The sequence below is a fragment of the Streptomyces sp. NPDC001351 genome, from assembly GCF_042896045.1.
Taxonomy (GTDB): domain Bacteria; phylum Actinomycetota; class Actinomycetes; order Streptomycetales; family Streptomycetaceae; genus Streptomyces.
The window spans coordinates 1-17,342 of sequence record NZ_JBIAWS010000020.1; the positions used below are offsets into that span (position 1 = coordinate 1).

At 69.4% G+C, this 17,342-nt stretch carries 18 protein-coding genes and 1 pseudogene; 9 read left to right on the plus strand and 10 right to left on the minus strand.

Features of this window, described 5'->3' with window-relative positions; genetic code table 11:
- The first annotated feature begins 217 nt into the window (after window positions 1–217).
- Window positions 218–796: a SigE family RNA polymerase sigma factor gene (locus ACFY1U_RS45130; RefSeq protein ID WP_390699897.1), complete on the plus strand. Its 579-nt coding sequence runs from the start codon at window positions 218–220 to the stop codon at window positions 794–796.
- 36 nt (window positions 797–832) lie between these two features.
- Window positions 833–2,089 (plus strand): IS256 family transposase, encoded by a 1,257-nt coding sequence (locus tag ACFY1U_RS45135; protein WP_390699898.1) that lies wholly within the window; start codon window positions 833–835, stop codon window positions 2,087–2,089.
- A gap of 48 nt (window positions 2,090–2,137) precedes the next feature.
- Here the strand turns inward: ACFY1U_RS45135 and ACFY1U_RS45140 are convergent, their stop codons facing one another.
- Complete coding sequence (locus tag ACFY1U_RS45140) at window positions 2,138–3,082, minus strand: methylenetetrahydrofolate reductase (protein WP_390699899.1); 945 nt, start codon at window positions 3,080–3,082, stop codon at window positions 2,138–2,140.
- 157 nt (window positions 3,083–3,239) lie between these two features.
- Here ACFY1U_RS45140 and ACFY1U_RS45145 point away from each other — a divergent pair, with 157 nt between their 5' ends.
- On the plus strand, window positions 3,240–4,085 hold the full coding sequence (locus tag ACFY1U_RS45145) for an IS5 family transposase (protein ID WP_390699900.1): 846 nt from the start codon (window positions 3,240–3,242) through the stop codon (window positions 4,083–4,085).
- A 207-nt stretch (window positions 4,086–4,292) separates the two neighbouring features.
- On the opposite strand, the gene ACFY1U_RS45150 is transcribed toward ACFY1U_RS45145, so the two are convergent.
- The 4 genes from ACFY1U_RS45150 to ACFY1U_RS45165 all read right to left on the minus strand — a co-directional run bounded on the left by ACFY1U_RS45150 (window position 4,293) and on the right by ACFY1U_RS45165 (window position 7,993).
- A complete protein-coding gene (locus ACFY1U_RS45150) occupies window positions 4,293–6,113 on the minus strand; it encodes an FtsX-like permease family protein (RefSeq protein ID WP_390699901.1) in 1,821 nt (606 codons plus the stop codon).
- A gap of 3 nt (window positions 6,114–6,116) precedes the next feature.
- Window positions 6,117–6,833, minus strand: a complete 717-nt coding sequence (locus tag ACFY1U_RS45155; protein ID WP_390700036.1) for an ABC transporter ATP-binding protein — start codon at window positions 6,831–6,833, stop codon at window positions 6,117–6,119.
- A gap of 23 nt (window positions 6,834–6,856) precedes the next feature.
- Window positions 6,857–7,363 carry a PadR family transcriptional regulator gene (locus ACFY1U_RS45160; RefSeq protein WP_390699902.1) on the minus strand — a complete coding sequence of 169 codons (507 nt, stop codon included), beginning with the start codon at window positions 7,361–7,363 and terminating at the stop codon, window positions 6,857–6,859.
- A 150-nt stretch (window positions 7,364–7,513) separates the two neighbouring features.
- Window positions 7,514–7,993, minus strand: a complete 480-nt coding sequence (locus ACFY1U_RS45165; RefSeq protein ID WP_390699903.1) for a hypothetical protein — start codon at window positions 7,991–7,993, stop codon at window positions 7,514–7,516.
- A 943-nt stretch (window positions 7,994–8,936) separates the two neighbouring features.
- Here ACFY1U_RS45165 and ACFY1U_RS45170 point away from each other — a divergent pair.
- Window positions 8,937–9,185: a hypothetical protein gene (locus ACFY1U_RS45170; RefSeq protein WP_390699904.1), complete on the plus strand. Its 249-nt coding sequence runs from the start codon at window positions 8,937–8,939 to the stop codon at window positions 9,183–9,185.
- Between the two features lie 285 nt (window positions 9,186–9,470).
- Here ACFY1U_RS45170 and ACFY1U_RS45175 read toward each other — a convergent pair whose 3' ends face one another.
- Window positions 9,471–10,697: an MFS transporter gene (locus ACFY1U_RS45175; RefSeq protein WP_390699905.1), complete on the minus strand. Its 1,227-nt coding sequence runs from the start codon at window positions 10,695–10,697 to the stop codon at window positions 9,471–9,473.
- A 161-nt stretch (window positions 10,698–10,858) separates the two neighbouring features.
- On the opposite strand from ACFY1U_RS45175, the gene ACFY1U_RS45180 reads away from it, so the two are divergent.
- On the plus strand, window positions 10,859–11,464 hold the full coding sequence (locus ACFY1U_RS45180; RefSeq protein ID WP_390699906.1) for a CGNR zinc finger domain-containing protein: 606 nt from the start codon (window positions 10,859–10,861) through the stop codon (window positions 11,462–11,464).
- 7 nt (window positions 11,465–11,471) lie between these two features.
- Here the strand turns inward: ACFY1U_RS45180 and ACFY1U_RS45185 are convergent, their stop codons facing one another.
- Complete coding sequence (locus ACFY1U_RS45185) at window positions 11,472–11,714, minus strand: hypothetical protein (RefSeq protein ID WP_390699907.1); 243 nt, start codon at window positions 11,712–11,714, stop codon at window positions 11,472–11,474.
- Window positions 11,715–12,235: 521 nt separating this feature from the next.
- Complete coding sequence (locus ACFY1U_RS45190) at window positions 12,236–13,051, minus strand: NAD(P)H-binding protein (RefSeq protein WP_390699908.1); 816 nt, start codon at window positions 13,049–13,051, stop codon at window positions 12,236–12,238.
- Between the two features lie 85 nt (window positions 13,052–13,136).
- On the opposite strand from ACFY1U_RS45190, the gene ACFY1U_RS45195 reads away from it, so the two are divergent.
- On the plus strand, window positions 13,137–13,559 hold the full coding sequence (locus ACFY1U_RS45195) for a winged helix-turn-helix transcriptional regulator (RefSeq protein WP_390700037.1): 423 nt from the start codon (window positions 13,137–13,139) through the stop codon (window positions 13,557–13,559).
- A 27-nt stretch (window positions 13,560–13,586) separates the two neighbouring features.
- Here the strand turns inward: ACFY1U_RS45195 and ACFY1U_RS45200 are convergent.
- Window positions 13,587–13,808, minus strand: a pseudogene (locus ACFY1U_RS45200) (zinc ribbon domain-containing protein); the annotation flags it as partial.
- Window positions 13,809–13,967: 159 nt separating this feature from the next.
- Between ACFY1U_RS45200 and ACFY1U_RS45205 the strand changes: the two are divergent.
- From ACFY1U_RS45205 to ACFY1U_RS45215, 3 genes are all read left to right on the plus strand, one after another.
- Entirely contained in the window at window positions 13,968–14,756 is a 789-nt protein-coding gene (locus tag ACFY1U_RS45205; RefSeq protein ID WP_390699909.1) for a DUF427 domain-containing protein, read from the plus strand.
- 37 nt (window positions 14,757–14,793) lie between these two features.
- A complete protein-coding gene (locus tag ACFY1U_RS45210) occupies window positions 14,794–15,552 on the plus strand; it encodes an SDR family oxidoreductase (RefSeq protein WP_390699910.1) in 759 nt (252 codons plus the stop codon).
- A gap of 352 nt (window positions 15,553–15,904) precedes the next feature.
- The gene (locus tag ACFY1U_RS45215) at window positions 15,905–16,252 is read left to right on the plus strand and encodes a hypothetical protein (RefSeq protein ID WP_390699911.1); all 348 of its coding nucleotides are present in this window, start codon (window positions 15,905–15,907) and stop codon (window positions 16,250–16,252) included.
- A gap of 261 nt (window positions 16,253–16,513) precedes the next feature.
- Here the strand turns inward: ACFY1U_RS45215 and ACFY1U_RS45220 are convergent, their stop codons facing one another.
- Entirely contained in the window at window positions 16,514–17,266 is a 753-nt protein-coding gene (locus tag ACFY1U_RS45220) for a hypothetical protein (RefSeq protein WP_390699912.1), read from the minus strand.
- Window positions 17,267–17,342 lie beyond the last annotated feature (76 nt).

The window sequence follows — 17,342 nt, forward strand, 5'->3', positions numbered from 1 at the left end:
CCATGCTCAAGCACCGCACCCTCTACCAACCCGGGCACGAACAAACAGCCTGACCAAGCCCACAGACCTTGACCGAACAGATAGAAGCACCCCCCTGCCTGGCTGCCGCAGCAAGCAGCGCACAGCCACCCGCCGCAGGAGCCGCCCCCCAGCAGGGCAGAGGCCATCCCGCAGAGGGACCAACCACCGCCATCCATCCACCATGAAAGGACCCACCGTGAGCCGACACAGGCGCCACCGGGAGGAACAGGACTTCGACGAGTACGTCCGCACACGGCACACCGCTCTGCTGCGCAGCGCACGCCGCCTGGTGGCCGACCCACTCGACGCCCAGGACCTGTTGCAGACCGCGCTCACCCGCACCTACCTTCACTGGCACCGCATAGCGGACAAGCGACTCGCAGACGCCTACCTGCGCCGTGTCATGATCAACACCCGCACCGAGTGGTGGCGGGCACGGAAGCTGCAGGAGCTCCCCACCGAGCAGCTACCGGACACGAGCATCGAAGACCTCACCGAGCAGCACTCCGACCGTCAGTTACTGATGGACCTCATGAAGACACTGACACCCCAGCAGCGCAGCGTCGTCGTACTACGGCACTGGGAGCAGCTGTCCACGGAAGAGACGGCCGCTGCCCTGGGCATGGCGGCCGGCACGGTCAAGAGCACACTGCACCGGGCGCTCTCCCAACTCCGCAAGGAGCTGCAGCGCCACGACCCGAGCAATGCTCAGATCCTGTGGATCGACTCGGGAGGGCGTACCTTCCCGAGTGATCGATCGGCTGGTATCGAGTAGGCCCGCGTTGGCGCGCGGGTTGGGAAGGGTACGCCCATGCTCAGCGCAGTCAACGCCGACGGCACCACGGCCAACGGCTCCTCGCTCATCGACGAGATCGTCCGGGAGGGCGCGCGGCGGATGCTGGCCGCCGCGCTGGAGGCCGAGGTCGACAGTTATATAGCCGAGTTGGCTGACGAGAGGGACGAACGTGGGCGGCGGCTCGTGGTCCGCAACGGCCACCATCGGCCCCGCTCGGTGACCACCTCTGCCGGGACAGTCAAGGTCAAGGCTCCGCGCGTCAACGACAAGCGCATCGACGAGGCGACCGGTGAGCGCAAGCGGTTCAGCTCGGCGATCCTGCCGCCGTGGTGCCGCAAGTCCCCGAAGATCAGCGAGGTGCTGCCACTGCTCTATCTCCACGGCCTGTCGTCGGGGGACTTCGTGCCCGCGCTGGAACAGTTCCTCGGCTCCTCGGCCGGCCTGTCCCCGGCAACCGTGACCCGACTCACGGCCCAGTGGCAAGGCGACCACCAGGCGTTCGGCGAGCGCGATCTGTCCGCCACCGACTACGTCTACGTCTGGGCCGACGGCATCCACCTGCGCATCCGCCTGGAGGAAGCCAAGGCTGCGGTCCTGGTCGTCATGGGCGTGCGCGCGGACGGCACCAAGGAACTGATCGCGATGGCCGACGGATACCGCGAGTCCTCGAAGTCCTGGGCCGGTCTGCTGCGGGACTGTCAGCGGCGCGGCATGCGCGCTCCCGTCCTCGCCGTCGGCGACGGCGCCCTCGGGTTCTGGAACGCACTGAACGAGGTCTTCCCCGAAACCCGCCACCAAAGATGCTGGGTTCATAAAGCGGCCAACTGCCTCGACAGCCTCCCGAAGTCGGCTCAGCCCGCGGCGAAGAAGGCCATCCAGGACATCTACAACGCCGAGGACCGTGAGCACGCGGCCGCCGCGGTCAAAGCGTTCGCCAAGCAGTACGGCGCGAAGTTTCCCAAGGCGGTGAAGAAGATCACCAGTGACGAGGCCGAGCTGCTGGCGTTCTACGACTTCCCCGCTGAGCACTGGATCCACTTGCGTACCACGAACCCCATCGAGTCAACCTTCGCGACCGTCCGGCTACGGACCAAGGTCACCAAAGGGGCCGGCTCCCGAGCCGCCGCCCTCGCGATGGTTTTCAAGCTCGTCGAGTCCGCCCAGCAGCGGTGGCGGGCCGTGAACGCACCCCACCTCGTCGCCCTCGTCCGAGCCGGAGCCCGCTTCGACAAGGGCGTCCTCGTCGAACGCGAGGAGATGACAGCAGCCTGAGCTACGTCCCAATCGCAGGATCCGGCAGCTGCACGTTCACGACCGGCCTCATGCGGACGGTCGGCCTCGTCCCAGCAGTCCGCCCAGTTCGGCAGCCAGAGCGACCGAAGCCTCGATCTCGACCCTGCGGATCGACACGCTCTCCACGAGGAACCCGAACGGCATGCCGAGTTTGCGGCAGAAGGCAATCAAGTCGCGGGCGTTCGCCAGACAGTGCTGGTAGGACTCGGCCAGCGTGTCGTCCGCGTGGCGCAGAGAGTTCTCCAGCCAGCGTGGGACGTCCACGCCGAGCCACTTGAGGAACGCCAGCGTCTTCACCGACCCGCACACCGAGAGCGTGAACAGGACGGGCTTGGGTTCCAGCTGCCGCTCGCGGCAAGCGTAGTAGTAGTCGGAGACCATGCTCTTGGCCGCGCCGACGTTGTAGATGACCTGCGAGATGAAGTACACGCATCCCGACTGCTGCTTGGCGAGCAGCCGCTGATGCTCCTCGGGGCGCTCGGTGATGGCGACGCCGCCGAGCAGCAGGTCCGGACGGGCGTCAAGGCGCAGGGCCTGCGCCTCGGACAAGCCGGTCCGCACCGCCTTGCCTTTCGAGGACGCGCCGACGAAGACGGAGAGCACGCGATCGGTGTCGGCCATCTGCAGCCAGGTCCGCAGCTCCGCCTCGGTGTACTTGCCGACGCACCGGTAGATGACCGCGGGGCGGTTCCACCCGCCGAGGTACTCCGCGTGATACACGGCGGGATCGATCGTCGGCAGATACGGAAACGGCCGCTCCGCCGGATTGCGGTCGCTCTCATCGGCGATGTCGTACAGCGCCAGACCGTCCACATCGAGGAAGTCCAACCGCGCCAAGGTAGCCGCGGTGATCTCCCGGATCCGCTCGGGCGTGGTACTCAGCCGCGGCGGCGTGATACCGAACAGCAGGACACCACCCTCGGCACCGGCCACCAGCATCCGGTCGGCTGTCCTCTCGTCACGGTCCACCATGACGCGGAAGCTAGCAGCTCATCCACCAGGCAACGGCAATGCGCCAGTCTGTGAGAGGGCGGTTCGTGAGTCTTTGAGTCGTTCTGTGGTCGCCTGATGGTGTGGGGTGTGGGCGGAATCCGCGGGTCCGCGGTGCGGGTCTGCTGGGGTTGACGGAGTGAGTGAACGCAAGCCGTATCCCAGCGACTTATCGGACGAGCAGTGGTGGTTGATCGAGCCGGTGATCACCGCATGGAAGGACCGGCACTGCTCGGTCAGCGGTCATCAGGGCGCCTACGACATGCGGGAGATCCTGAACGCGATCCTCTACCAGGGGCGGACTGGCTGCCAGTGGGCCTACCTTCCGCACGACCTGCCACAGAAGAGTGCGACGTACTACTACTTCGCCGCCTGGCGGGACGACGGAACCGACCATGTCATTCATGAACTTCTGCGCTGCCAAGTCCGTGAACGCGCCCGACGATTAGAGGACCCGACCCTGGTGGTGCTGGACACGCAGAGTGTCCATGCGGCCGTCGGGGTCCCCGCCTCCACGACCGGCCACGATCCGGCCAAGCGGGTGCCGGGCCGCAAGCGCGGCCTGGCCGTGGACGTCCTCGGCCTGGTCATCGCGGTCGTCATCCTCGCCGCGAACATCCACGACAACATCGCGGGCATCGGCCTGCTGGACCAGGTCGCCGAGCACACCGGCAACACCGTCCGCAAAGCCCTGGTCGACCAGGGCTTCAAGAACCAGGTCGTCGCACACGGCGCCGCCCTGGGCATCGACGTCGAGATCGTCAAACGCAACCCCGGGCACCGGGGATTCCTGCCGCAGCCGAAGCGGTGGAGGGTCGAGCAAACCTACGGGATCCTGATACTGCACCGGCGCCTGGTCCGTGACTACGAGCATCACACCGCCTCGTCCGCCTCCCGCGTCTACTGGGCGATGTCCCACGTCATGGTCCGCCGCCTCACCGGCGCGAACACCTCCACCTGGCGCGAAGAGGCAGTGCACGCATGAACATTCGCCCCCTCCTTCAGGCACTGGACCTCCAGGAGGACGCCGCCAGGGCCCTGGCCGACGACCTTCGCGCACAGATCGACGCCCTGCAGACCCGGCTGCAAGAGGCCGAGACACGAGGCCACCGGCCCTCTGCGCTATGGCTTCCCGCGTTTGAGCTGATCGTTGCCCGCCGCCATCCCCGGTTGGCTTCGCCGTGGTGGCCTCTTATGCCGATTCCGCGCTCAGTGTCTCGGCTACCGGTCTGCGTGCACCCAGACGGGCAGGTAGCGCGGTGAGTGCGGCAACGATGGGTGCGGTCAGGACAGCGGTGGCCGCCAACGTCCAGATTGGTGGATAGTTCATGGTGCCGCCGTGGCGGACGGCCGCGAACAGGCCGATCCCGACCGGAATGCCGAGCGTCGCGCCGAGCAGTGCGGGCAGCACCTGCGCCGCAGAAAGGCCGGCACTGACCTGGCGCGGCGTCGCGCCCAGGGCGCGCGTCAGCGCCGAGATGTGCCGGGCGTCCAGCACCGTGGCCCAGGTGATGAAGATGGCGTTGACCGCGGCCAGCACCACCATGGTCACCGTCAGCGCCAGGAGGACCTTGGCGAGTCGGTCGACCTGTGGGTTGCCCAGCCCGGCTGCCTGGACCTGGGCGCTCGTCTGCGCTCGCGAGGTGAGGACGGCGACCAGCCCGGCGATCGTGACCATGACGCTGGCGATGCTGAGCAGCGTGCGGCGGGGCCGGCGCGCGGCCAGTCGGAAGCCGATGAGCAGGGTCACCGGCAACCGGGCCGACAGCGTAATCAGCACGGCCGCGCGCCGTGGCGGCCGTGCGGCGTCGGTCAGGGCCCGTACCGTGCTGGTGCGCGCTGCGCGCAACGTCGGCACGAAGGTCGCTGCCGCAGCGACCGCCACGGCCGTGAAGACCACCTTGGTGACGGTGCCGGCCGTGATCGAGGGGGCCTGGGCGGTGCCGAGCAGCCCCGCGCCGGGGCCGGTGAAAAGCGGGGCCGCCAGTCGGCCGCCGATCAGCCCGACTCCTGCTGCCACCAGCGCCAGGAACACGTATTCCACCAGCAGGGTCATGGCGATGAGACCGGGTGTGGCGCCAGCCGCCTTGAGCAGCCCGACCCGTCGGATCTGGTCGGCCATGCGACCGCCGACCAGCACGGCGACGCTGGCCACGGCCAGCAGGCCCAGCAGCCAGCTGCCGATGGCCAGGTCCCGCTGCTCCATCTCGATGACCTTGCCGTCCTGCCAACTGATGGTGTGCCAGGTGTTCATGAATGGCCCCGTCGTGGTGTCCGGGGCGAGGGTGTGAGCCGTCATGAACTGCTGGGCCGCGTCGGGATCGGACAGTTTGAGGTTCAGTAGGTAGGACAGTCGGTGCTCGGTGGTGGCCAGGCTCCGGGTGGCTGTGTCGGTGGCCCACAGCAGGCCGGTCCGGTCGCCCTGGGCACGAGTTGTGGCGGGCTCGCACCCGATCGTGCACACCTGCGGGAAGGGCGGCACCGCCGCGGTCACCGCGATGCCGACGACGTGGAAGGGGCGCCCGTCGAGGCTGAGCGTGGCGCCGACGCGAATGCCGAGGGCGTCGGCGAAGCTGCGCTCGACCACGACGGTGCCGTCGCCGGTCAGCCAGCCCCCGTTGGTGACGTGCGGCTGGTCGACCGGGGCCGTCCGGGTGGCGCGGCCCATCACCTGGGCGGAGGCCGTGTGGCTGTCGGCTCGCAGGTGGGGCACCCAGACGGCCGGGAACGGCCCGCTGTGGGCGGTGACGCCGGAGGTGGAGACCAGCTGTGTCAATGTCTTCGGGGCCTGTCCGGCATTCCGGGCCGGTGGGTAGGCCAGTGCCACGACGTCCGGGCCGTGGGTCGCCGCGCGGGTCTGCTGGTATGGCTGGTCGGTGACGTCGCCGAGGATGAGCCCGAGCGTCAGTGTGGTCATCGCGGCGGTGAACGCGAGCAGCAACAGCAGCGCTTCCGTTCGGCGGCGGCGCAGGTCGCGGGCCGCGAGCCGGGCGAGAAGCCGTAGGCGTCCCATGGCTCAGCCCTCCAGGTCGACGAGTGCGCCGAGATCGCGCGGGCCGTCCGCCAGTCGGGTCTCGCCGACCAGCATGCCGTCGCGCATGCTGAGGATGCGGCCCGCGGTGGCGGCGACCCGCTGGTCGTGGGTGACGATGATCAGGGTCTGCCCGGCCGTGTGCAGGGCCTCGAACAGTCGCAGCACGTCGAGGGTGGCCTCGCTGTCCAGGTTGCCGGTGGGCTCGTCGGCGAGCACGATCACCGGCTCGTTGATCAGTGCCCGGGCCACCGCCACCCGCTGGCGCTGACCACCAGACAGCTGGCCGGGCAGGTGCCGGGCCCGCTCGGCCAGGCCCACCTGCTCCAGCAGTGTGCTGGCGCGCTTGCGGGCCACGCGGGCCGAGCAGCCAGCGAGCAGCGCGGGCAGCTCGCAGTTCTCGACCGCGGTGAGTTCGTCCACCAGGTGGAACGCCTGAAACATGAAGCCGATACAGGTGCGGCGCAGCCGGGCAAGCGAGCGTTCCGGCATCTGGTCGATGCGCTGGCCAGCTAGCGTGATCTGGCCGGAATCGGGCCGGTCCAGGCCGCCCAGCAGGTGGAGCAGCGTGGACTTGCCGCAACCGCTGGGTCCCGTGACGGCGACCGTCTCTCCTGGGGCGATGTCGAGGTCGATGCCGTCGACGGCCCTGACCAGACCCTCGTCGGCGCCGTACCGCTTCTCCAGCCCGCGGACCCGCATAACCACGGGCCTGCCGCCGTCTTTCATCGGGTGTCCCCCCTCTTTTCCGTCCAAGTCCGTTCGCAGGCGTCCAGCCAGTGCAGATCCGCTTGCAGCCGCAGCACGATGCCCTCCAGCAGCAGCGCCGACTCCGAGCCCTCCGCCAGTTCCATCGCCGCGCGCTGGGCGTCTCTTAGGAGCTGGAGCAGCTCGGCACGTTGGGCGTCCACGAGGGCGACGGGGTCGGCCAGGCCCGCGGCGGCCGCGGCGAAGAGTTTCAGGTGGAATTCGGCCAGGTCCGGCTTGGGCCAGGTGACCGCGCCGACCCAGGAGGCCACCCGCTGATGGCCGGCCGAGGTCAGGGCGTAGACCTTGCGCTCCGGCCGGTCCGGAAGCCCGGCAGCCTGCTCCGACCGTGCCAGGCCCGCCTTCTCCAGCCGGGTCAGCGCCACATAGATCTGGCCGGCGTTCATCGACTCCCCGAGCGGGCCCAGGAGGTCACGCAGGCGGCCGCGCAGCTCGTAGCCGTGGGACGGCTCCTTCGCCAGCATCGCTAGTACTACTTCTTGCCGCACGGCACCCCCAGATAACGGCTAGCTATATAGATAGCCGTTATCCATCGAGAGGTCAATGCCAAGGGCCAGGGCCGACTGCGCTCGGAAGTCAGGTGTGTCAATCCCCTCGAAACGTGGAGGACTTCCCTATGCTGCTCGGACCTTCTGATGCGAGCGTGGCCGGGCTTCGGTGATGGTTCGTTCGAACTCCACCGGAGGTAGCCCGCCGGCCGCGCTGTGTCGGCGGCGTGTGTTGACGCGTCTGGAACCCTCCGTCAGCTCGCCGTCGGGACTCGGGACGAGGTAGCAGAGCATCTGGAGGCCGTCCGAGCCGAAGAACGTGAACCGACCCGTCAGCAGCTCCAGCAGATCCCCGGGCAGGGCGGATTCCGGCTCCAGGCCTCGCCAGGCCACGTAGCCAGCGTACGAGGGGCGGGTGGCGGGATCGAGCAGTCGGCGCGTCGCCGAGCCGATTCCGTCGGCGCCCACCAGGAAGTGGCCTTGCGCCGTGTACCCGTCCGCGAACTCGGCCGTGACGTCGGAGCCCTCCACCCGGACCCGTCTCAGGGCGCTGTCCAGGCAGTAGCAGACCCCCGGCACCCGAGCCAAGCTGAAGCGCCTGGTCAAACCCGGCATTCTCACTGAAGCCAACACCGGCAACTTCGCCAGGAAGCAGTAACCAGCGCCGCGACCAGCAACCCTGCCCCAGGCATCACCTGGAAACAGACATCACCTCACGAACCGCCCTCTGAGACGAAACGCGGCTCGTCGTCATCGCATCTGACGATGCGATCGACGCCCGGCCGTGAGGGAGCGATCAGATCCACAGGGTTTGACAATTGCTCCCACGACCCCGACTTGGCACATTCCAAGGGATGACGCCTCGCCGGACAACCGGCAGGTGGAGGAGCGTTGGCGGTGCGCAAGCGGGAACAAGGCCCGCCTCGCTCAGGCCGGCTGGCGCGCTCGGGAGATGTCAACTGGTGTCGGAGGCAGGTGAGGAGGAGGCAGTGAAAAAGGGGCTGGGCTCGAGCCCCACGGCGGCTCCGGTGGATTTTCGCCAGGCCAGGATCTGCTGGCCCAGGCGACGGGCCGGTGTCTCAATGGGGAATGAACAGGACGACTACTACCCAGCAGGGTGTCGCATTCCTGAGTCACATCGCCGGCCGGGCAGCCCGCCGCGCGTCGCAGCTGCGCCCCACCGGCTGGACGCCTCCGACCTGTTGGACCCGGCCATGGACGACCGCGCTCTGTCCTGTACCGGCAGTTCAGCGCGGACAGGGGCCCGAGGTGACCCGTACCGCGGTGCGACCGGGAAGCCACGGTCACCCCGGCTACGCCCTCGTACGCAGGCCGCCGGTGGGTGGTCGCCGGCACCGCGAGTTGCCGGGTCCACTGGTTGGCGGTGTTCCTCGTGCGCGCACACCACGGACCAGCCATCGTGGAGGAGACCTGACCCGGGATATGTACCTGTATCTACTTTCGGAAGAGACCCCCGGCGGAAGGTGAACGATCACGGCCACGCCTGGGACGCAAGCGTGCACATGCGTGAATTCAGGAAGGAACCGAGTTGTCCAGGAAGTTCGCGGTTATCACAGCAATCGCACTCAGCGCTTTCTGCGGTAGTGCAGGAGTTGCCTCCGCCGACACGAACACGGTCATCACCGGTGGAGACGGCTTCTCGTCATCCACGGTCATCGTCAACGCCCCTCAGCAGGCCCTGTTCCTCTCGAACGGCACCCCCCTCATCGACCTCCACTGCGCCGGCGCCGGCGCGCCGAACGACCACTACGCGGCGTGCGAGACGACACCGATCTGACGAATTCGTTGCCTGTGTGAGCCTGTGTCATCTCTCCGGTGGCGGGCGCCCCGGCCGGGGACATGACACAGGCTCGGGCTCGACCGTACCTCCCGTCGGGTCCGGCTCGCCGACAGCGATCCCAGGCATCGGGGTTCGTCACCAGCGTGGCGATCTCCGGCGGCGGGCTCTCGCCTGGAAACAGGATCAGTTCCTCGTGGGTGGGCAGGTCCTTGACGTACATGGCGGCCCTCAGCCGCCCGCGGGCCATCACAGGACCTTCGCGACGATGTGCGCGGGCATGGTTCAGCGTCCGGCGGGCACGCCGTCCTTCCCGGCGGACGCCGGTACTCCTGCGTCTGCGGCGGCCGTGGTCGCCCGGGTTCGCAGGACGTGACGGAGCAGGCTCAGACCGGCCAGAAGTGCGACCAGGCCGCACACGCCGTTCCAGCCGAAGGCGGAGTAGGCGCGGACACCGAGCCACGAACCGGCGCTGCCGCCCAGGAAGGCGCAGGTCATGTATGCGGTGTTGAGCCGGGCTCGGGCCTCCGGTCGCAGTGCGAAGATGCGGGCCTGGTTGGCGACCTGACCGGACTGCACGGCCACGTCGAGCAGCAGCATCCCCGCACCCAGACCCACCAGCCCGACGGCGCCGCCCAGGCGACCGGTGAGCAGCAGCGCCCCCGCCGCGATGGCGCCCAGCATGCACACCAGGTTGACGGCGTCGGGGCCGCGCCGGTCTGTGCGCCGGCCGGCGATGGGCGTGGCGAACATGCTGGCCGCACCGACCAGGGCGAGCACGCCCACGGCCGGGGTGCCCAGGTCGTAGTGCGGGCCGGTGATGAACAGGGCGAGGGCGGTCCAGGCCGCGCTGAACGCGGCGAACACCAGGATCTGGTACTGGCACGAGCGGCGCAGCAGCGGTTCGGTGCGCAGCAGGTGCAGGGAGGCCGCCAGGAGCGCCGGGTAGCGCTGGTCGGTGCTGGGCGTCGTGTGCGGGAGCGCGGCGGCCAGCACGAGGGTGAGGATCAGCACCATGACTGCGGCGACGAGGTAGGGGGCGCGCCAGCCCAGCCATTCGCCGAGGGTGCCCGAGAAGGTGCGGGCCAACAGGATCCCGCCGATCAGGCCGGAGAGCAGGGTTCCGGTGACTGCGCCGCGGCGTTCCGGGTCGGTCAGGCCGGCTGCCATGGGGATGAGGATCTGCGGCACGACCGTGGTCAGGCCGACCAGGGCGCTGGCGACGGCGAGGACGGGCAGGGAGGTGGCCGTCCCGGCGAGCACGAGCCCCGCGCAGGTCACCAGCAGAAGGGTGGTGACCAGTCCGCGGTGGCGGAGCCGGTCGCCGAGGGGGACCAGCAGGAAGATGCCCGCGGCGTAGCCGAGCTGCGCGCAGGTGACGACCACGGCCGCGGAGGCGGGGCGCACGTGCAGGTCGTCGGCGATCAGCGGGCTGATCGCCTGGGGGAAGTAGATGTTGGCCACCGCGATGCCGCAGGCGACGGAGAGGAGCAGGATCAGGGGCCGGCTCAACGCCGGCGACGTAGCGGAGGAAACGCCTGGAGCCACGGCACACCTCGGGCAGGAGAGGAAGGAGGGTACGAGAGGGGGAGGTGACGACTCGCCACCTGGAACCGGTTTAACCGGTTCCTTCAACGTACCAGTTAAACCGGTTCCGCAGTAGGCTGTTCCGCATGGCTGTCTCTCCCGCACCGCCGGTCTCCCGCTTCCGCAGTGGATCCGGACGGCTCTGCCTGGACTTCATGCGCACCCTGCGGCTGCGCGGCTTGGACGGCGTCACCGAGGAGTTGGACACCCCCGAGGCCCTGTCCGCCTGGGTCGTCCAACTGGGGCCGTTCCCTGACGGCACGGTCGTCCCGGTCCCGTCTCAGGCCGTGCTGCATCAGGCGCGGGAGGTGCGGGAGTCCGTGCATGCGCTCCTGACGGCAGCCCGCGGCGACAGCGGCCCCGCCGGATGCCCTGCGGGCGACCGTGCGCGGCTGAACCAGGCGGCCGGCGCGGCGCCGCCGGTGCCAGTGCTCGACGAGCACGGCACGCTGACCTACACCGCGGCCGACCCGGTCGGCGCGGTTCTCGCCGACATCGCCCGCGATGCGCTGACCCTGGCGACGTCCCCCGTTCTGGAGCGGGTCCGCGCGTGCGCCGGGCCGACCTGCGCCGCCTGGTTCCTCGACACGTCCCGCCCGGGCCACCGGCGCTGGTGCTCCATGGACACCTGCGGGAACCAGGCCAAGAAGACCACGTGGCGGACCAAGCACGCGTCGGGGACGAGTTCCTGAACCATCGTCATACGGCAGCCTCGACGACCGCTTCCAGCACGCGCGTGCACACCACGGCGTCGGCCACCCCTGCGCCTTCCTGGTCTCCAGGAGCGCCGTGCCCCGGCCTCCCCCGACCCGCCGGGAGGGGGCGGAGCGAGGCGGCGCGCACCGTGAGCCCGGCCTCGGGGCGCAGCCGGCGCAACAGGTCGACGAGAAGGATCCCCAGATCCCCGAAGGCACCTCGGCCACCCCAGGACGGACTGAGCATCCATGGCGCGCCGGTGTCGGCGAAGAGCCCTTCCAGCAGGCTCCCGACGTCTCACGGTTATGGACCGCGCGGAGTCGTCATACACGCCGCCCGTCGCCGCCAGGCGATGTTCCTGCGGAATGCTCCGTCGCTGGGCCGGGTGCGGGAACTCCTGGCGGACGGGCGTCTGGGCCAACTCGTCGCGGCAGACGCCTGGTTCACCCGTCCGGGCACACGTCCCGTGCAGCGGACCTGCCGGAGAGTGGGCCGCCGGCGCGACCACTGGTCGTCGAGGCGGCATGGGTAGCAGGGCAGGCACAGTTGCTCGGCCTACGACGGGAAACAACCGCGGCCACAGCCCGCCTGTCCGGTACGGCGGAGGTGCGCGATGAGCGGGCCACACGCACCGCCGCACTGAGGGCACTGAAGGCACTGACAACGGCCTCTCGGCGGCCACGTGTGCGAGGGGACGGGTAAGGCAGCGTTCGACAGCCGCCGACGGCCTTCGAGCGACAGCGACGCGTTGCGATGAACCATCCGCGTCAGCGTCCGCCGGGACGCATCGTAGCCGCGGTGTCCGCCGCAACGGCCAGCGCGTCGGTGAGCGGTCGGTCGAGCAGGTGTAGGAGGTCGGGGCTGGAGTTGCTCAGGAACCCATGGCGGACGCTGGTGGCGATCGAGGCGAGCATCGGAGGCTGGAACGGCAGCAGTGTGTCGTCCGCGAGGAGCCGGGCGCGGTACTCGCTGAGCCCGATCGTTCGGTGGGCGACGTCGAGACGTCCGGCGACGTCGTCGGCGGTGATCGGTTCGCCGACCAGGTCGTAGGTCTTGTCGGCGTGCGCAGTCGGGTGGCTGGCAACGATGGCTGCTGCGGCGGCCAGGTCCGCCCGAGCCACCGCAGAGAGAGCGCCATCGCCAAAAGCCGACTCCAGCCCATCGGGTGCCCATGTCAGCAACGCTCCGAAGAGCTCGGCGTAGAGCCCGTTGCGCAGGATCGTCCACCCGAGACCGCTGGCCCTGACCAGGTCCTCAGTGGCGCGGTGGGCGAGCGCGAACCCGAGGTGATCCCCGGTACCGGTCAGGCTGGTGTAGATCACGTGCGTGACCCCGTCACGGACCGCAGCGTCGAGAAGAGCCCGATGACGAGCGATGACCTGGTCGTCCTCGGCATACCCGGCCGAGACCAGCACCAGCGTCGAGACACCGGCGAGGCCCAGGCTGGCGGGCTCGTCGAAGTCCAGGTGGCGCTGCCCGTCGGCGGGTGTCCGGCTGCCGCCCAGGGCGGGCACCTTCCGGCCGGCCAACTCCTGAAGCGTGAGGGAGCCGAGCTGTCCGTTCGCGCCGGTCACCATGATCATTGCGGTTCAGTCTCCCACCGTGGTTCTCTTCAGTAACTACGGTGATCCTGAACCGGCCGCGGTCGGCCCACAAGGAGGCAGTCTCGTGTCAGTGAGGCACACCGATGTAACCGCTGGACCTGCAGACCTGGAACCGTGCGGGCAGCCGGACCATCCCGACTGCGGGATCCGCGACGTGCTCGACCGCGTGGGTGACAAGTGGTCGGTCCTCGTGATCGTCGAGCTTGCGAACGGGGCGCGGCGTTTCCGGCAACTTCAGCGCGCGATCGATGGGATCTCCCAGCGGATGCTGACGCTGACCGTCCGCCGGCTGGAACGCGACGGGCTGGTACTTCGGACCGTCTACCCAACCGTGCCCGCCCAGGTCGACTACCGACTCACCGAGACCGGCGCAAGCCTGACCCACCTCGTCAAGGCACTGGCCGACTGGTCACTCGAGCACCGAGACTCCATCGCCCATGCCCGCCAGGCATACGACGCGCAGCATCCCGACAACGAGATCCGTTGACTTCCTCCCCTGCCCAAAGGCGGGGGTTCCGTCTCCACCGGCAGACGCCGCCAGCCCGGTGGCCAGGATGTTGCGCGCCGCGTTCACGTCGCGGTCATACACCGCACCGCAGTGCTCGCACGTCCACTCACGCACATTCAATGGCAGCTTCCCGCCGACCCTGCCGCGGCTTCCGCACAGCTTCGAGCTGGGGAAACAGCGATCGATCACGATGAGTTCGCGCCCGTACCAGGCACACCCGTGGATGAGCCGTTTCAGGCGTTCTCCTCCTCGTCTGTGCCGGCCTCGAATCCCATGCCGGAGTGGGGTGTGTGGGGCCGGGTCTCGCGGGTACCGCGCACAGGATGCGGAACGCATACGCCGTGCACGGTGCGCGTTCCTTTCCGTCCTGTCCGTGTCGGGGAGGCGATGATGACTTTGACGCTCGGCAGCGGTCCGTTCGGGCCCGGCGGCGGCGCGTTCGGCTCCGGCCCGCCGCCCGAGGACTGGTGGTATGTCGAGGAGTGGCCCCGGCGCATGCGGGCGGTGCTGGCCGGCCGGACCGTCCTCGACAGCCGGCGCGGCAAGGTGCTGTACCGGCGTGGCGAGCCGCCCCGGCACTGGTTCCCACTGGCCGACGTGCAGACGGACCTGCTCCTCCCGGCTGACGGCGTCCGCACCGGCGAGGGCCCGGAGTTCTGGAGCGTGGTCGTGGGTGGGCGCACCGCGCCGGAGGCGGTCACCGGCCCGCCCGCCACACACCCGGACGCCCCGCCGCTCGACGACCACGTGACGATCGACTTCGCTGCGATGGACCGCTGGTTCGAGGAGGACGAGCCGCTGTACGCCGGTCCCCGCGATCCCTATCACCGGGTGGATGTGCGCGCGTCATCGCGTCATGTCCTGGTACTGCACAGGGACGTCCCCGTGGCCGAGACCCTCCGTCCGAAGCTGCTGTTCGAGACGGGGCTGCCGGTGCGCTACTACCTGCCGTCCGCCGACGTGGACCTCGGCCTGCTGGAGCGGAGTGGGACCGTCAGCGAGTGCCCGTACAAGGGCGATGGTCAGCACTGGCATCTGGTGGCCGACGGCGTGCGGGTGCCTGACGCCGCGTGGAGCCTGCCCCACCCACTGCCGGAGGCCCTGCCCGCCGCCGAGCACCTCTGTTTCCACGGCGACAAGGTCCACGTCGAGGTCGACGGCGAACGGGTCCGCTGACCGGCCTGCCGTCCAGAGAGGTACAGGAGGACCGACGATGACCGAGACACACGAGACGGCGAAGCCGGGGCTCGTCGTCGTCACCGGCGGCAGCCGCGGCATCGGCGCCGAGGTGTGCCGCACGCTGGCCGCCTTCGGCCACCCGGTGGCGGTGAACTACGCGGGCCACAAGGATGCGGCCGAGGCGGTGGTGGACTCCGTCACGGCTGCCGGGGGCCGTGCGCGGGCCATTGCGGCGGACGTCTCCGACGAGCGGCAGGTCGGCGCGCTGTTCAAGGAGGCAGAGGCCGAACTGGGCCCGCTGGCCGGGCTCGTGAACAACGCCGGTGTCTTCGGTGAGACCGGGCGGCTGGCAGAGCAGGAAGTCGGTGCTCTGGAACGGCTGTTGGCCGTGAACGTGCTAGGCCCGCTGCTGTGCTGCCGTGCGGCGGTCGACCGGCTCTCCGACCGGCATGGCGGGCGGGGCGGAGCCATCGTCAACATCAGTTCTGTCGCCGCCCGTTCGGGCGGGATTCCCGGCGCGGTGGCCTACGCGGCGACGAAGGGCGCCGTGGAAAGCCTCACCCGGGGCCTGGCAAACGAGGTCGCGCGAGAGGACATCCGCGTCAACGCCGTGGCCCCCGGCCTCGTCGACACCGACATGGCCCCGCCCGACCTGGACCGGCTCGCGGAGGCGGGTGTGCCGATGGGCCGCCCGGGCCAGCCCCGGGAGGTGGCAGAGGCGGTCGCCTGGCTGATGTCACCGGCGGCTTCGTATGTGACCGGTACGACGGTCACCATGTCCGGCGGGCGGTAGAAGCCAAGCCTCGTCGGTACGGCTGTTGGCACAGCCCGCTCTCTCGCGTCTCCGCGGCAGCATGCGTGGCCGGTACGCGGTACCCGGGCCCGTCTCCGCACAAGGAGCCCGCTTCGTGCCCCGTACGGAAACCTCCCCGAACCGCCGGACCGCGGTCAGGCTCCCGGCGGGACCGCGCTGGGGCCAGGCGGCGGGGGCGCTGTCGCTGTTGGTCGCGCCAGTCTGTATCGACCTCTCCGGCGCGGACGCGGGCACGGCACGATCACCCAGTGGCGTGCATCATCGGCTCGGGTGGCGAGACCATCGATGTCTTCGCCGTCACAGGCAAGGGAAAGAAGGTGCACCTGCCGTCATGAGCACGGAGTTCATCATCGGCGAGCTGCTGGAGGAAGGGCTGGACGACTGGGCGCCCATCGACCGCCTGATCGGGCTCGCCCAGGAGACGGCCGAACAGGCCGGCAGCGGCTTCCGGGTCGTGTCAGTGGAAGTACTCACCGAGTTGCTGAGCGGTGGGCTGATGGCCGTGGGAGACCTGGGCCGCAGCGGTTTCAAGGCGTGGAGCGGGAGCCCCGAGGCTCTGGTCCGGCGGGTCGTCGCCATGCTCGACGGATTCGACTGGCGACCCCAGGGCGGTGCCTGCTGGCTCGCCGACACCAGACAGGGCACCAGCGAGGGGCCCCGCCAGCGCGTATCACCATGACGGGCCGGTCCGTTGATCGCATGTGCCTGTCCGATCAGTGATCACTCACGCCATGCGGAGCAGGATCAAGCCGCTGGTGCCGGCCGATCCGGTTCACGTGCGGCGGTGGGCCGCGACCACCGCCGCACGCTCGAGGCCATCGCGTGGAAGCACCGCACCACCGCATGGCAAGTGCATCCTGAGGACTCTGTGGAGTGGGCATCCCGTGAGGGAGTGTGGCCTTGCCTGGTGAACCGCGGCTGGACTCGCGCGGCGGGACCGTCAGGTGATCGGCTTTACCATCTCGGAGCGGATCTGGAGGGTGCTCCTCGCAGTGGCCTTCAGGTCGAGGTTCGTCGAGGCAAGAAGGGTCATGTCCGCCACCCGGGCCCAGGTGTTGCCGTCCGCCCAGGCGCAGACGGGGTAGCTGAGTGTCGCTCCGTCGGCCCAGGTCCGGGTCACCGCCTCGCAGCTGATCTTGATGCGGGAGCCGGACGGGGTGTCATCTTCCGGAGGCGTGAGCACCTTCACCCGGCTGTTCTTGGAGCCGTTGTCTGCCAGGACCCGGGAGCGCACCTCATCGGTGTTCTTGAACCGGCCGTACATGCCGGTCACTACGAGATCACCCCGTTCGATGCTATTGGGCTGGTACACGGCGGCGACGCCGTGGACGGCCTCGGCGTCCCAGCTGTGCCTCCAGCTCCTTTGCAGCGTCCCGCCCATGGTTGGTGAGTCGTCCTTGGTCAGCTTGAAGCGGCCATCAAGCAGTGTCCGCGGGACCGTCAGGGAGAACTCGGCTCGGGGATAGCTGTTCTCGACCCTCTTCCCTATCACCACCAGCGCTACCAAGAGCACAACGATGATGAGGAGGAAGACCCCGCCGATGATCGCGGCTATGAGGCCAACCCGGCTCTTCTCCGGCGGGGCTGGGGGCGCAGTGCCCCAGGGGGCGAGGGGCATCTGGTACGGCGACTGCGGCGCCGGAGGTATGGACACGTCAGAACAGTACTCAGCGCCCGCGAGACGCCGGGCCACCCACGGTGCGTCCCACACCACCCGGCCCCGCAGGCCAGGGGCGCGCGGTAGTCACCGCCGGGGCCAACGCGCCTGC